The organism is Enterobacter cloacae complex sp., from assembly GCF_900322725.1.
GTDB lineage: Bacteria > Pseudomonadota > Gammaproteobacteria > Enterobacterales > Enterobacteriaceae > Enterobacter > Enterobacter quasihormaechei.
In genome coordinates, this window is sequence record NZ_LT991958.1 from 214,231 (window position 1) to 228,766 (window position 14,536).

General features: G+C 41.9%; 11 protein-coding genes. 7 read left to right on the forward strand and 4 right to left on the reverse strand.

Annotated elements, in window-relative coordinates:
- Positions 1-8 precede the first annotated feature (8 nt).
- The 4 genes from trhH to DBR02_RS24770 form a co-directional block, all read right to left on the reverse strand.
- Positions 9-1,424: an IncHI-type conjugal transfer protein TrhH gene (gene trhH, locus DBR02_RS24755; RefSeq protein ID WP_001257292.1), complete on the reverse strand. Its 1,416-nt coding sequence runs from the start codon at positions 1,422-1,424 to the stop codon at positions 9-11.
- Positions 1,414-2,460, reverse strand: coding sequence for a thioredoxin family protein (locus DBR02_RS24760; protein WP_000196727.1), 1,047 nt, complete (start codon positions 2,458-2,460; stop codon positions 1,414-1,416). Before DBR02_RS24760 ends, trhH begins: the two co-directional genes overlap by 11 nt.
- Before the next feature lie 591 nt (positions 2,461-3,051).
- The gene (locus tag DBR02_RS24765; protein WP_001140952.1) at positions 3,052-3,564 is read right to left on the reverse strand and encodes a hypothetical protein; all 513 of its coding nucleotides are present in this window, start codon (positions 3,562-3,564) and stop codon (positions 3,052-3,054) included.
- A 1-nt stretch (position 3,565) separates the two neighbouring features.
- Positions 3,566-4,366: a trhR gene (locus DBR02_RS24770; protein ID WP_107535691.1), complete on the reverse strand. Its 801-nt coding sequence runs from the start codon at positions 4,364-4,366 to the stop codon at positions 3,566-3,568.
- Between the two features lie 759 nt (positions 4,367-5,125).
- Between DBR02_RS24770 and mobI the strand changes: the two genes are divergently transcribed.
- From mobI to DBR02_RS24805, 7 genes are read left to right on the forward strand one after another with little or no spacing between them, the layout of a single operon-like run.
- On the forward strand, positions 5,126-5,611 hold the full coding sequence (mobI, locus tag DBR02_RS24775; RefSeq protein WP_000071885.1) for a conjugative transfer protein MobI(A/C): 486 nt from the start codon (positions 5,126-5,128) through the stop codon (positions 5,609-5,611).
- Positions 5,608-6,345 carry a hypothetical protein gene (locus tag DBR02_RS24780; RefSeq protein WP_000995978.1) on the forward strand — a complete coding sequence of 246 codons (738 nt, stop codon included), beginning with the start codon at positions 5,608-5,610 and terminating at the stop codon, positions 6,343-6,345. The genes mobI and DBR02_RS24780 overlap by 4 nt, the downstream gene beginning before the upstream one ends.
- Before the next feature lie 9 nt (positions 6,346-6,354).
- Complete coding sequence (gene mobH / locus DBR02_RS24785) at positions 6,355-9,501, forward strand: MobH family relaxase (protein WP_001011152.1); 3,147 nt, start codon at positions 6,355-6,357, stop codon at positions 9,499-9,501.
- Positions 9,501-11,585 (forward strand): conjugative transfer system coupling protein TraD, encoded by a 2,085-nt coding sequence (traD, locus tag DBR02_RS24790; RefSeq protein WP_001284073.1) that lies wholly within the window; start codon positions 9,501-9,503, stop codon positions 11,583-11,585. Before mobH ends, traD begins: the two co-directional genes overlap by 1 nt.
- The gene (locus DBR02_RS24795) at positions 11,585-12,694 is read left to right on the forward strand and encodes a hypothetical protein (protein WP_000343600.1); all 1,110 of its coding nucleotides are present in this window, start codon (positions 11,585-11,587) and stop codon (positions 12,692-12,694) included. Before traD ends, DBR02_RS24795 begins: the two co-directional genes overlap by 1 nt.
- Complete coding sequence (locus DBR02_RS24800) at positions 12,681-13,343, forward strand: DUF4400 domain-containing protein (protein ID WP_000718549.1); 663 nt, start codon at positions 12,681-12,683, stop codon at positions 13,341-13,343. The genes DBR02_RS24795 and DBR02_RS24800 overlap by 14 nt, the downstream gene beginning before the upstream one ends.
- Before the next feature lie 10 nt (positions 13,344-13,353).
- Positions 13,354-14,535 (forward strand): S49 family peptidase, encoded by a 1,182-nt coding sequence (locus DBR02_RS24805; RefSeq protein WP_000952985.1) that lies wholly within the window; start codon positions 13,354-13,356, stop codon positions 14,533-14,535.
- Position 14,536: the final 1 nt, after the last annotated feature.

Genomic DNA, 14,536 nt, shown 5'->3' on the forward strand with positions numbered 1-14,536 from the left:
GTCAGACCTCAGTTACGTGTGCCACGAATACTTTCAGTGAAAGCCTTCCGTTGCAGGCGACGGTTATCCCAGGTTGAAATGACGTCCGAGCTGGTACCGACCTGGCTGTGCGATAGCTCATAGGCGGCTTTAACCTGTTTTGAGAGATTGTCTGTTAATCGGTTGAGATCATCCCTTTTACCCGACAGCGACTCACTCGGTATGCTCATGGTTGAAATTTTGGCCTCAACCTGGCGCAACATGTTGATTACGAGGCTCGTCGCAGCAATAGTGCTGATGTCCTGAATGTATGCGTACCCTTCCGGTGCTTCGAATGTTTGCAAAGAGTCGATAATGGTCGGGATGCCGATATAGGAGATAATGCGTAATTCATCATCTGAAACACGAACGTCGTTGATGATTTTTTTCTGTACGTTTAAAAGAAGATCAGAAATGGTATCCTTCAATCCCTTAAAACCACCGTCATTAACTTCTGACATGACAAGGCACTGAGCCTTTCGTGGGGATGATGGATCTGGTGCCGGAGAACACTTGAGCATTTTAATTGATCCGCCAGCTGGTGGCCCCATGATGTAATCCGTGACAGTCATGGTAGACGGGCGGACTTCCATTCCCGCTTTTTCGCCTTTGCTATCCCAGTTGATAATGACAGTACCTACGAGAGACATAAGTTGTTCTGCCAGTTTATAACCGGATAACTCCGTTACCCCTCCGATGTTCATCGTTCCCTTATCAATATCCATGAACGACATATAGAAGAGGTTACCACTGAATTTTTCAGCGAACTCTTCGGGATCCTTTGCTTTAACCTGAGAAGTGACAGCTTCAGGTGACTTTGTCATCGATGAGCCAAAATCAGGAATAAGACCATTAATCGATCCCAGAATTGAGGCTGGTCCAGAGCTAACTGAGTTAGCGAACTGGCTTGGCGTACCCACGTTTTCAGAAAGGAAAGAGTAAGTTGCATTGCATGAATCTTTCGCAAATTTATTTAGCGCTTGCAGTTTGTTTTGGATGTCATTAATCGTTGCAGCACAGTCAGCACAAATAGCTGAAACAGCAACGTTAAAAGCATAGATAGCCGCACCCTGGGCAATACCACGGGCCACCTGCACAAGCTGGTCCCCGTTGATCATGCTGAAGGACCCAAGAAAAACGTCAATACCGTTACAACCGACAGAAGCTTTTGGAAACGACATGGAAACAAGGTTGGTATTAACGTTTGTTGTTCGGTAAGACATTGACCCGCCAACTATGCCTGTACGGGTTGCTGTGGAAAAGGTGGCCGGGCTGGTAGACGTCATCATGCCATTGAAAATGTTACGCATTGCGTTGTCTGCATTTGCAGTCGGGGCTAAAATTGCAGCACAAACAGAAAGAGACAAAAGTAACTTTTTGAAGTTGAAAACGGCATTACTGCGCATAAGTGCCTCCAAAACTGCCGCCAGCATTGAGATAATTGACCGGATCGGCCGTAGGCATGTCATAGCCTTCGAGTTTTTGGTCCATTATTTTTTGAAGTAGGAATGGGTCTGATTCCATTTCGGATTTATTAACGGTAATAACGCCATCATCGCCGATGGTATATTGCCTTTTAATATCTAGAGTTGACTGGAACGAAGCGTCATCGATCAGATTCATGCCCTTCGCGGCAAGTATAATAGTGTTCTTTAATTCATCAGCGGAGATCATGCCTTCACTAATGCGCTGAGCTGATGTCCCATCCTTTGAAACCAGGAAAATTGTAGGTACCTCTCGAATTTTAAATTGATCAATAATTTGTGCGTTGGGGATGTTAAAATCCTGAAAAAGGCCATTATGCAATGGCCTTCCATCCATACTGATTGGAAGAATATCTACCGAATAATAGTTCTGCATAAATTGAAGTATTTGGCTTTCTTCGTGGCAAAACTGGCAAGTACTCTGGAAAAAGAAAAATAAACCTGACTTAGTAAAGATATCTTTCATTACCGTTTGCTGATTTTTTTCAACAACAGTGCGGTGAGCATCCAGTGCCACCTTTTCCACTGGTTGCCTGCGTTTTTCAGACATCATCGGGTTTTTAAGAAAATAATCTTTTGATTTGTCAGAAAAACGCGTACTGATATCCAGCATTAACCTTTGCGCCGTGTAATAACGTGATAGATTTTCTGCGGTAGGGTTATCCATTGCCTGCGTTAACAGTCGAGGCATATTCTCTTTTAGCCATTTTGAATTTAAATCTACCATTTCCTCTTTTGAAGGCGAGCTAGCAGCACCGGTTGGTGGCAAAACCTCTTCTTCTTCAGCTTCGCTTTTTTTAGCAGGATCGTCATACCAGAAGAAACCCTTCTTATAAGCCTGGCCAGATACAAAGGGCGTATCTTTTATTAGGGGTTGCTCAGGGCTGGCGTGGGCACCAGTAATTACCAAAGACATAAGCAAAACCATCTTTGAAGGCGCTAATGCAATACGAGTCATAGACCGTTCTCCTTTTCTGATGCGGTTATGATGGCATACAAAAAAAAGGTTAGAGCTCGTATAGCATGGTCGTTTTTATGTTGAAAAGGACGGAAAAGGAGTGCTGACTAAGAAGATAGTCTCGGTGATGGAAAGATCATCCATCTTGCACGTTGTCAAAAATCCGGTGTAACAAAAACATGGTTTTATCGAATATCTAAAAGCAAATATTGCTTTGAAAACAGGTGTATTTAGAGCTGAAAAAAATCATCACAAGTAATGCTGTTTCTATATTTCAAAAAAGGAATAGCTAAGGATCAAAGAAGCGAACTTAGACAAGAATATAAAATATATTAATTGAAAGCGATTAAGAAGTCGTCATGCATAGAAGGTTTTGAGAACCTAAGTAGTTTTACGTTTTCAACAGAAAAAAAGGTGCACATTTTTGGAACGAAGAAAAACTGAATAAAGAAAAATCAAATTATATCTTTACTTGTCAAGAGTTGATATTTAAGTTGTAACTAATATTTGATTGTAAAGCAAACAACAGAATTTGACTTAAGTCAATATTTAGATTCAGACAAGGCAAGTTTCGCGATATCTTTTTTAAATTTAATCTAATTCTTCTTGAGAATACCTCTCTATGGCTGAAGCAGTTGAAGATAATCTGCAACGTGGACAATGAGCATCATTTGTCACTGGCACAATGTATGGGCGTTTACATTTTTCGCAGGCACCTAGTTCTTCAATTTCTTTCATAGAAGTAAGGATTTCTATTATTTTATTAACTTCCGGTGCGCATACAAAGTATCCCAGATTATGAAGGACACTCATTATTCGGTTGAAGTCAATTTGCCGAAAACTCGCTTCCGGATTTATTGGATCAAAACCAAAATAGTTAACTGCGACATCAATAACAGCAGAAAAGGCTCGGCGGTTATCTGTGCGTTTGCTCCAGCCCCGGATACCTTTTTTGAGTTTTGTTTTTGCACCAGGCTCAAAATCGATATTTTCAGCAACATGATTACCGTACAAAATTCGTATTGTATTTTTATTTGCCCCAAGCGACATAGTTCTTGCTGCTCGCAATAGAGCATTAGCTTTTGTTTGATCGACCTTTGCCATATCAATAATCCTTTAACATAACTTTATTTGTTAAAGTGTTGAACACATCCTGACGGTGACTGGTGAACATAGTGTCATAACGTAATAGTTCCATCAAATCATCACTAACTTTTCCTAACCGGATGTCAGCAGACAATTCATAAGCCCAGGCAAAAACTTTCGTTTTAAGTGAAACACTCTCTTCAATATGCCCTTGTGAGAAAGCAATTATACGTGGGAAAAGAACGACATCGTTAATTGTTTTTAACGATGAATAACCAATGTCTTTAATAGCATCAGCTGTAGTTGGTTTTAAACCAAAGAAAATACTTACAAACTCTGGTGCGAGCATTGAGATAAAGAACACCTGCATAAAGTAGTCATTCTGTATATCAACACATTTAGAACGCAACTCATGAATCTTCTTGGGATTATAGATATCCACTGTACCATTCAGAAAAGTCACTTTTTCACCGGCATCGTAAATACCATAGTCAATATCATTTGTATCATATTCACGAATTACATTGGAATCACCGTCCAAGACCGCAGAAAAAAACCTCTCCCATGTAATTTCCTTTCCGAGTGTACGCGGAACCAAAAAACTACCTGGACGTGTTTCCACTTCAAAAGCTAAATCAGCGGCTGTACTAAATCCTTTCCCAAATAGGCGACGCTGGAGAAGAGGAGTCCCAGTTTGATATGCAGAAGATCCATGCACAGGCAATAACATTAAAAATGCACGGTAACTACGAATAAGCGAAATCTCAGTGCGGAAAAGTTTACCGAGTAAGCTACGAGTTAAATTATCAGATTCTGACATGTGCTGATTGTCCTTGCGCCATTACAATTGTTCAAATCTTCAACATGGATTTTTTGTTAGGTGTTCGGTAGGGTGAAAAGTAACTTTTAGTATTTTCTTAAGGCTTGAATAAGCCTTAAATCTATCCCTTCAACCACACCGCTTACTTGTAACACTTTTTAACCAAACTAACCAGAATTTTATCAAAAATTCCTGCGCATGCTAACGAAATGTGAAGCGATTAAAAAAAAACCTAAATCCAGCCCCTCCCAACGTTGGATTAGAATAACGACGTCTTTCACTGACCGTCATAAACTGACATTTTTACTTTTCATCAACCTCATGCTTACATAGGATCACTAAACAAAGAAAAGTGACCCTATGAATGCCTCACATAGGGTCACTTATGTTTGAAAAGTGACCCTATGTAATGTCGTCATAGGGTCACTTTTTATAAAAGTGTCACTATGGACAAAGTTCCATAGGGTCATTTTTTTTGGAAAAGTGGCACTAGATATATGTATAACTTTAATAGAGCAATGCACATTATCAAAAGCAATAATCCACAATGGTCATTCTGTCAAAAGTAACTTTAGGGGGTAGCGATGGAAGTGAGGCTAAACTCGCTGTTACTGTTTCTGAAGGCCCCTCCCGAATGGGGGAAACAGCGAGTGCATTACATCTGTTCAATTCCCTCATCAAAGAGCATTCAAAAATCTTCTGTTCGTGAAAAAAAACGGAAATTTCCTCCGGTATAGTAATTTCACATCAGGAGGCGTCATGAGTAATTCAAATCTTATAAGTTCTATAGAGCTAACACGTAAAAATTTACGTGCTCAGATTGAAGGTTTGCGTGTTGAGGCTGAAGATCTCATTACAAAATACTGGATCAAGTGGAAGGAACGAAACCACCAAGAGATTAACCTTACCCGACATAGCAAAGTTCCAAAGAGGGAGTACCTGGGTTCTTACGCACCAAAAGTTGAGCTAATTGGTAATGCCAGAAAAGTAACGATCACTTGGCATCAGTTCAGCCCTTATAAAACAAGAGCGCCTAGCCACATGTCAAAACGGGTGCAACCAATGAAAAGTGGAAAATATTCTAAGAACTGTTTTGTAAACCATGCCAGCTGGGAATACGAAATGATTTCTGAAACGGAAGCATTGCTGGAGCCTTACAGAGAAATGCTTGAGCTCTATCATTCAGCATATATCGAACTTGGACGAAAAATCCGTCAATACTCAAAAACTAAGGTGGCACAATGAACGACGCAATTATCACGGACAATGAGCGTATTAACATTGAACCAAAAGATGTAATGGTAAAAGGTTCAAATAAAAAGCAAGGCGTAAACGCTCAAACTTCTACTCAACGTAGACCAGAGCACCAGGGTATGGCCAAAGTTATTATTAACCCCGGCACCCCAGACTTTAACCGGTTTTTAACTGCCAGAAATGGAGCAGTCATCAGAGGTTTTGATGATGTGAGTATCGCTATTTCCTCTCTCTTTAAAACGGTTGATGCAGTTAAACATCCTGACCTTGTTCAGGCTATTCAGGATTGGTTCAACGAGCTGCATGAAGAAAACAATAAGATGAAAGAAAATCTTGTTGCTTATATTAAGTCAATTGAGTTCGACAAGAATGACTCATTCATGTCATCAACTCAGTTTGTACCTTTCAGTTTTGAACCAGTACAACTCAACTTCAATAACCACAACACCATGAGGTTTTACAAGTACATCTTCGAGATGAACCAGCTCATGAACACAATGTATGAGTACAACTCATTGGGTTTACTGGCTGTAAGCGACTATCCGGTTATGTCTCACAACATTATAAAGAGTATTAATTTATATGTTGAGAATGTGAAAAAGACTCTGAATGTTTCTCGCCGTAAGGATGGGCCATACAGTCCAGCAGAGTTCATCACCAAAGTAATGCAATATAAAAGTGTGCAGGCATACATTGCAGCCGAACTGTCAGGCAAACGTCGATAAGGTATGATGATGAATTTCAGGGCGCTGTATTTATGTATTAAACGGATTTTGGGGATATTCTCATCTCAGGAGAATGATGCAACCTCTGTAATGATTGAGGATATATCAAGCCTCTCTCCTTTTGCGCAGATTCTAGGAGATCAGAAGTACACTGTTCCTGATCATCCAAATCCAGAAGTCCTGAAATTCATCGAGTATCCAACTCGTCCGACGGGCATACAGACATTTAATGAACAGTCAATCCTGTCTCTGTATCGGGAAAAGCTGCACTCAATTTCAATGATGTTAGCTATCAGCGATAGCGACATCAGGGACGATGCATATACATTTACTAATTTAGTTTTAAAGCCCTTGGTTGAATATGTTCGCTGGATACATCTTTTGCCAGCTTCCGAAAATCATCATCATAATGGTATTGGTGGGTTACTTTCTCACAGCCTGGAAGTGGCCATACTCTCTTTAAAAAATGCGCATCACTCAGAACTGAGACCAATCGGATATCAAGATGAAGAAGTAGTCCGTAGAAAAGTATATCTCTATGCTGCGTTTATCTGTGGTTTAGTCCATGATGCCGGAAAGGTTTACGATCTCGACATTGTAAGCCTGAATTTAGCTAGTCCGATCATTTGGACGCCAAGCTCACAAAGTCTTCTTGACTGGGCACGTGAAAATGACGTGGTTGAATACGAAATCCACTGGCGAAAGCGTATTCATAATCAACATAATATCTGGTCCAGCGTTTTCCTTGAGCGAATCCTAAACCCGGTATGTCTTGCATTTTTGGATCGGGTAAATAAAGAACGTGTTTATTCAAAAATGATCACCGCCCTAAACGTTTATACTGATGGGAATGACTTTTTGTCTAAATGCGTGAGGACCGCTGATTTCTATTCTACTGGTACAGACCTTAATGTTTTACGTGACCCTATCATGGGTCTGCGTTCTAATGATGCAGCAGCAAGGGCCATTAGTACCATCAAGCACAACTTTACCAGTATCAATATCAACAATTACAATGCTAAGCCTATGCACATCATTATCGTAAATGGTGAGGTATACCTTAACGAGAACGCATTCCTTGATTTTGTTCTCAATGATTTCGAATTACATAAATATAACTTCCCTCAGGGAGAGGCTGGTAAGACCGTATTGGTAGAATCCCTAGTTCAACGTGGTTACGTCGAGCCCTATGATGATGAGCGTGTCGTTCACTACTTCATTCCGGGTATCTATTCGGAAAACGAAATATCAAACATCTTTAGAAATGGGATAGGGAAACTAGAATTCTATAACCTTCTTAAGCTAAGGTGGATTGGTTTAATCTTTGATTCTTATAAAATCCCTGACTCAGTGCCGGGTCTTTTTAGCGTTAATGCCAATAAAGACTTTATTTACATTGACGAGCAAAAAACAGTTACTGAATACAGAAGACCAGTGCCCGGTCGGGACGTTATAACTAAAATTACTGATACTGTTGAGACGGCTGTTCTTAAGGTTAATGATTTAGGCCGCTCCTCTGCCTCTATTGATGTTGATATACATTCTAAGAAAAATGAAGGCTCATCCGACGATTTTGAGAAGAAAGCCGAAAGTGATAATGAAATTGATAATGACACGCAGATAGTTAAATCTGAGGGTGAGGAAGCAGCTGATCCTGTCATTCCTGATATAGAAGAAAGTGAAGATGAATCGGCAAAGGACACGGAATCCCATGTCCTGGTCAACCAACTTCATGAACTCCTTTTAAGCGCTCCACTTTCCAATGACTATATAGTGTGTGTTGATGCTGTCCCCTACCTCAACATAGATACCACTATGGCATTGCTGCCGGGATTAGATGAAAAAGCATTCAGTGAAGAGCCCTATTTCCAACTGACATTCAGAGAAGGCTCTCTCGATGGAATGTGGATAGTAAGGGACATTGACGATCTGCGTTTAGTCCAGCTCGGCGATAACTGCGCCGGGTTCCAGCTCACCTATCATGAGCCAAGAAGGCCAACAACTTTAAAGTCACTTTTCAATACTTCTATGTATCAGGCATTAGTGATTAATGATGAGTCTTCTGTTGAAAACTCTGCCCCACGTCCAAAGCAAACGCTTGAGCTGCCTCCCCCACGTGTAAATGCAGTCGAAGAACATTCTGGCGACGTGGAATATCATGGAACCGATAGTGCATCCGCGACTGGTCCGCTGAAAACTGAGGCTGTGGAATATGAACATTATCAACATCTTTTTGAGAAAGAAGATGAAGAGCATGAGATCATTGATTATACCGATTTCTCACAGCTTAGTGTTTCTCGGCCAGAAGTCGGTAGTTGTGCAACAAGCTCTTCGGTCCATAATGAAAAGCTTCTCTCCGAGCCGTCAGAATTACCAGAACTTAACCGAGAACAGAACGCTGATCCCCAGGGTACGAATGAACGCTCTATGGATGTTTCTGTAGGACAAGAAAACTCAGAACCAGATACTGAGGGTAACTGCCCACCACCAGCTGAAGTTGTGTATTCCCAGACCGAAGCAGCCGCAACCAGTGTGATGGCAAGTGAAGAGCCCGCCTTACCTCCTGTACTTGAAGAATCAAATGGAGAGCATGCGCCCACAGACGCTAAGGGGCATCATCTTTCGCCAGCACTGGCCAGACTGTTCGCCCCAACAGCACCGGTAGAAAAACAAAATCCCAAGCGCAACCGGAATAAATCATCGGACAAAGCAGAAGTACAAAAACCAGCATCACCTGTTTCTGGTCACAATCTGAACAGTAAAGTCTTTGCATCTACTGAATCAGACCAAAATGGTGAATTCTCGCTTATAAGCGAAGGTGACGTTACAGAGCTTGAATTTGTAGAAATTGCGTTAGTACTGCATCAAATTCTGTCCAAAATGGAGGTGGCGTTTAAAAGAAAGCGCAAAAACAGATTTATGGTAAGTACTCCTAATACTCTCTATCTGACCCAATCTTGCGTGGAAAAATTTGGGTCGCAGTTAGAGGCTCAAGATCTTTTCAATAAGCTTCCTCAGTACCTCGTTAATTCTGGTGCTGTGATCAATACAAAATGCCATGCATTTAACATGCCTACTTTGCTGGCCGCATCAGACCGGGCGAAAGTGGACATTGAACGAATTATCAATAACCTGAAAGAGGCTGGGAACCTATAATGTCAGATTCGAAGAGGACTAACCTCCATGCACAAGAGAATTTTTATCGGCCTATTCTTGAGTATCGTAGTGCCTCAATACTTTTGATTTGTTCGGTTTCTATGCTTTATATGGGACTTTCTTCAGACGGACTGGACATCGCCCCAATAGTTCTGTTCACCTCAATATTGCTTTTTTTGCTGTGCCTTTATCGTTGCAAAACAGCAGCGCCATTTTTGATGGCTCATTGGCGTGTATTCAAGCGACATTTCATGTTCGTTAGTCTTGATTCACTGCGTGTAATTAACAAAAGTAACTTTTTCTCCAATGAGCGAAAGTATCGTCAACTGGTTCAGGATTATCAAAATAAAAATAAGGATATACCCGAGCGAAAGTCCTATTTTTGTGATGGGTTTGAGTGGGGTCCGGAACATGCGGATCGGGCATATCAAATAGCTAACCTCTCCAGTGATAAACGTGAGATCGAGTTGCCATTCGTCTTCAACCCAATTAAGAGACATTTTGACGCAATGGCTCGTAAGATGGGCGGCAGCAATGCAATTTTTGCTGTGGAACGTAGGGAACCCATATTTGTAACTGAAGACAATTGGTTTGGTCATACTCTGATAACCGGAAACGTGGGTACCGGGAAAACGGTGCTACAGCGTTTACTAAGCATTAGCATGCTTCATCTTGGTCATGTTGTTGTTGTCATAGATCCAAAGAACGATGCAGAGTGGCGAGAATCTCTAATGGAAGAGGCTAAGACCCTCGGTCTTCCTTTCTATAAATTTCATCCTGGCCAGCCAGCATCTTCGGTCTGTATTGATGTCTGCAACACCTATACTAATGTTTCTGACCTAACATCTCGTCTTTTGAGCTTGGTGACAGTTCCCGGTGAGGTTAACCCATTCGTTCAGTATGCCAAGGCTCTCGTTTCCAATGTGATTTCCGGGCTTTCTTACATAGAGAAAAAGCCTTCTATTTATCTGATTCACAAGAACATGAAAAGCCACATGTCTATTGTGAATCTTACAGTCAAGGTAATGGAGTCATGTTACGCGAGATATTATGGTTACGATGTCTGGACCGAAAAAGTTAAGTACGTCGCTAACGATACCTTGCCGGTACGTTTCAAGCGTCTCGCTGAATGGTTTACGGCTCATTTCATGAATTACGAGGGGTCCGAACAAATAGACTGGTTAGATACTGTTTCCCAGCTTATTGATTACTCAATGTCCGACCCAGAGCATATGGCTAAAATGACCGCAGGTATTATGCCTGTTTTCGATATGCTCATTGAAAAACCTTTAAATGAGCTTTTATCTCCTAACCCGAACTCAGTATCATCAAGAGAAATTGTAACAAGCGAAGGGATGTTCAGCACTGGCGGGGTGCTATACATTTCGCTTGATGGCCTTTCAAACCCCGATACAGCAGCTGCTATTTCTCAATTAATAATGTCAGATCTGACCTCCTGTGCCGGTAGTCGCTACAACGCTCAAGATGGTGATATGTCAGCTAATTCCAGGATAAGTATTTTTGTTGATGAGGCACACTCAGCCATTAACAACCCTATGATTAACCTTCTGGCGCAGGGTCGTGCAGCGAAAATTGCACTGTTTATTTGCACCCAAACCATCTCCGACTTTATTGCTGCGGCAAGTGTTGAAACTGCCAATCGAATTACGGGGCTCTGCAACAATTATATAAGCTTGCGAGTCAACGATACTCCTACTCAGACGCTTGTTGTAGAGAACTTTGGTAAGAGTGCGATAAGCACAAATATGGTCACTTATACGACCGGTTCAGAAACATCTTTGCCGCATAATAACTTCTCAGGTTCAATCTCAGAAAGAAAGCAGACAACTTTAGAAGAGAGTATTCCAAAGGATCTCTTGGGTCAGGTCCCTATGTTTCACATAGTTGCCAGGCTTCAAGATGGCAGGAAGGTTGTAGGCCAAATCCCTATTGCTGTTGCTGAGAAACAAATGAAGCCAAACACAACTCTGTCGGAAATGCTTTTCAAGAAGGCCGGAAAAGTTACTTTGCGTCAAAATCTCGATATCAAAAATCTTAATAAATTTCTAAGGAAGTTGCATTGATGGATGAAAAAATTGTCCTGACGCGCCAGCAAATTTTAAGCTCTGCACTAAAAGTCAGCAAATGTCGCTCGCTCGTAAAAAGGCGCTTTCAGTCTTTGGGTTTAAAGTACGCAGATTCTCAGGAAGTTCGAGATCGGCTAACTATGATAGAAAAAAACGCGTTTCATCATTTGGGAAAATTTTGTCAGAGCAACGATATCGATTCCCTATTCTCCATGGCAAATACCCTGTCTGAGCTTTTCCTTTTAAAGGGAGAGTTGATCACGACTGATCCCTTTGGGGACCGTGAAACCAGCTACTGGTCGGTACCACAAGGATCATGCCATGAATGGATTCAATCACTGACCACCAGCGAAGGTCCTGAACGTAAATTCGTTAGTTTCCGTATTTCTTTCGATAACAATGACGTACGGTGTGATCTTGTAAAAAAGAATGCCCGTATGCTTGGTTGTTATCTTTTGCCTTATTTCGTCGATTTAACACGCACGGTGGGCGCATTCATTAATTTGCCAGGTAGTGTCTCTTTTAAACAAGTACAGCGCATCAAACCCCAGATTCATCCAGAAACAACACATAGTCATATAGTTACTATTGAGGACTCTCCCTTTCTTTCTCGGTTAAAATTTAAAATCATTACTGCCATAGATCAGCTTCCTGACCCTAATGGCCTTTATACAAACACCTTTAACAGCATTATTGACCGTGCACTGCTGACTCATCTCAAAACCGAACAGGAAAAAATAGATAGTCCAAGAGTCTGCAAAAATGTGATTTCGGCTTTTGCCGACTCAACTCTTTCTCTGCCGGTGTTTAACATCGGCCTAAACGAGCAGTACAGATACTGGACGCCGTGGGGCATCAACTTTATAGAATTTTCCCGCCAGGCCGCAAAAGCAAGGACCGCTGTATTTGTTCCTGATGTGGGACAGATCGAGTGGAAAAGCGCAGAGCATAAAGAACTGGCGGAGTTAAGCCTCATCGACCAAATCATACCTAAACAGTACCACTGGCTCCTGGGTATCCCGACGATGTGGCGTAACAACTATTGCAATCACGATCAGAGGCTAGCTCTTTTTCGTGAATGGAGGGAAAGCAATGGCTGCGGATAATACAAGCAGGGCAGCAGTGCTCAGAACAATGCTTTTTTTTGGCATGGTCATTTATTTTGGTTACAGCTTGGCTTTCCAGAATACTGAGGAGCTCAAATATCAGATTACTCAGGAGGTTAATGCAAGCCGGTCCATCATATCAAATGACCGTTGGAAGTCTGTCATTGCAAATAGTGAAGCGACTTTAAATTGGTTGGTACATGACTATAAGTTAATTGACTATCTGAATACTATTCTGATCCCTGACACCAAAAAACCAGCCAGAGGTATTAACATTGTTGCTGAAAAATTTACCTCTATTAATTACACTATGGCCAAAAACATACCCCTCTTACTTTATCAGTCCATTTTCCGGTGGAACTTAATCCTGGGGTGGCTAATCGTTTTTCTGCCCTATCTATTTGCCATGCTAGCAGATGGAATGTACCAGTGGAAATTGAAGAGGTACGTATTTGGTAAGGTTACAGTTCAGTTTTATCGTATTTGGTTTCGAGCATTTTGGGTGATCAGTGCTTTAACGATGGTCTACCTGGTCATGCCAAATATGTCACTATTTAACAATATCGCTCAACTTTTCCCACCAGTCGCTTTATTGATACTGGGAATTGCATTGAATCGCTTGTGGTCTAACTTTCAAAAACTCATGTAAAGGTGGTCAGATGTTAAGCAGTAAAAAAAGGAAGTCCCCTACAAATATCAAAGAATCGCTCAATGATAACGCTGACCGTTTTTATAAGATGTTTCGCATTCATACCACGGCAAAAGTTGCTATGTCGCTAATTGCCATGACCGCTGTAGGGTTTTCTTTCTACAATCTTTACGAACAATGGCAGGACGCTGAAGGGAAGAAAGACCATATAGCTGTAATACGGATTTCTGGCGAGATGGGTACCGGCTCGGAAACGGGCGATGGAACAGTGATCGCAACAGCTCTTGCCAAAGCTTACAATAATCCCCATGCCAAAGCAGTTATTATCGAGGCAGAGTCAGGTGGTGGTGGTCCCTCTGACGCCATCATTATTTACCGCCAGATAAACGCGCTTAAAAACCACCAGCCACAGATTGAACGCGTATCAGATGCCGGTGGCTCTCTTTCATCTGTAGCCGCTGACAAGAGTAACAAAACCGGGAGCACAGAACGTGGCGATGAAGCACGGTCGAAGCAAAACTCCCTCGAAGTACTCTCCAGCGGTACCGGTCGTTTTTTCTCTGATATCGCAGACTCATATAAACCAATCATCGTTAGTGTGAAAGGCATATGCGCATCCGCATGCTATTACGCGGTATCGCCCGCTGATGCAATTTATGCCGACAGTAATGCCCTGATCGGTTCTATCGGTGTGCGTATGGACCACTGGAATCTGTCAGAGATCATGAGCACAGTAGGCGTCAAGAATGAGCCCCTTACGGCCGGTGAGTTCAAAGATGCTCTTGACCCCTTCCACCCATTGTCCGATTCAACGAGGGAGTTCATGCAGAAGGAGATCCTGAACACGATGCATGAAAAATTTATAACTGATGTTGAACTTGGACGGGGTAAAAAGCTTCTCTCGCGTCATGATGCCGATGCTGTTTCTCTCTATTCAGGCCGTGTATGGCCAACACCTCAGGCAGTTAAGTACGGCCTGGTGGATGGAGATCTTACGTCAGTAGAGATCCGTACACGTCTTTCAAAAATGTACTCCACTGACACGTTCAAAAACTACAATGAGCCTCATCGTAATCTCCGTTCTGCACTCGGCATGCTGATGAGCCTGTCTTCAAATATTGAGAGCCTTACCGGTACCACTACCCGCTTAGTAGAATCTGTTAATGCCACCAGCTACCCCTCTGTGAGGTAAC

Coding starts and splice junctions, on each gene's coding strand:
- DBR02_RS24795 (WP_000343600.1), top strand. CDS start 11,585: ATGGATGAAAAAATTGTCCTGACGCGCCAGCAAATTTTAAGCTCTGCA.
- DBR02_RS24805 (WP_000952985.1), top strand. CDS start 13,354: ATGTTAAGCAGTAAAAAAAGGAAGTCCCCTACAAATATCAAAGAATCG.
- DBR02_RS24760 (WP_000196727.1), bottom strand. CDS start 2,460: ATGACTCGTATTGCATTAGCGCCTTCAAAGATGGTTTTGCTTATGTCT.
- DBR02_RS24800 (WP_000718549.1), top strand. CDS start 12,681: ATGGCTGCGGATAATACAAGCAGGGCAGCAGTGCTCAGAACAATGCTT.
- trhH (WP_001257292.1), bottom strand. CDS start 1,424: ATGCGCAGTAATGCCGTTTTCAACTTCAAAAAGTTACTTTTGTCTCTT.
- DBR02_RS24765 (WP_001140952.1), bottom strand. CDS start 3,564: ATGGCAAAGGTCGATCAAACAAAAGCTAATGCTCTATTGCGAGCAGCA.
- DBR02_RS24780 (WP_000995978.1), top strand. CDS start 5,608: ATGAACGACGCAATTATCACGGACAATGAGCGTATTAACATTGAACCA.
- traD (WP_001284073.1), top strand. CDS start 9,501: ATGTCAGATTCGAAGAGGACTAACCTCCATGCACAAGAGAATTTTTAT.
- mobI (WP_000071885.1), top strand. CDS start 5,126: ATGAGTAATTCAAATCTTATAAGTTCTATAGAGCTAACACGTAAAAAT.
- mobH (WP_001011152.1), top strand. CDS start 6,355: ATGAATTTCAGGGCGCTGTATTTATGTATTAAACGGATTTTGGGGATA.
- DBR02_RS24770 (WP_107535691.1), bottom strand. CDS start 4,366: ATGTCAGAATCTGATAATTTAACTCGTAGCTTACTCGGTAAACTTTTC.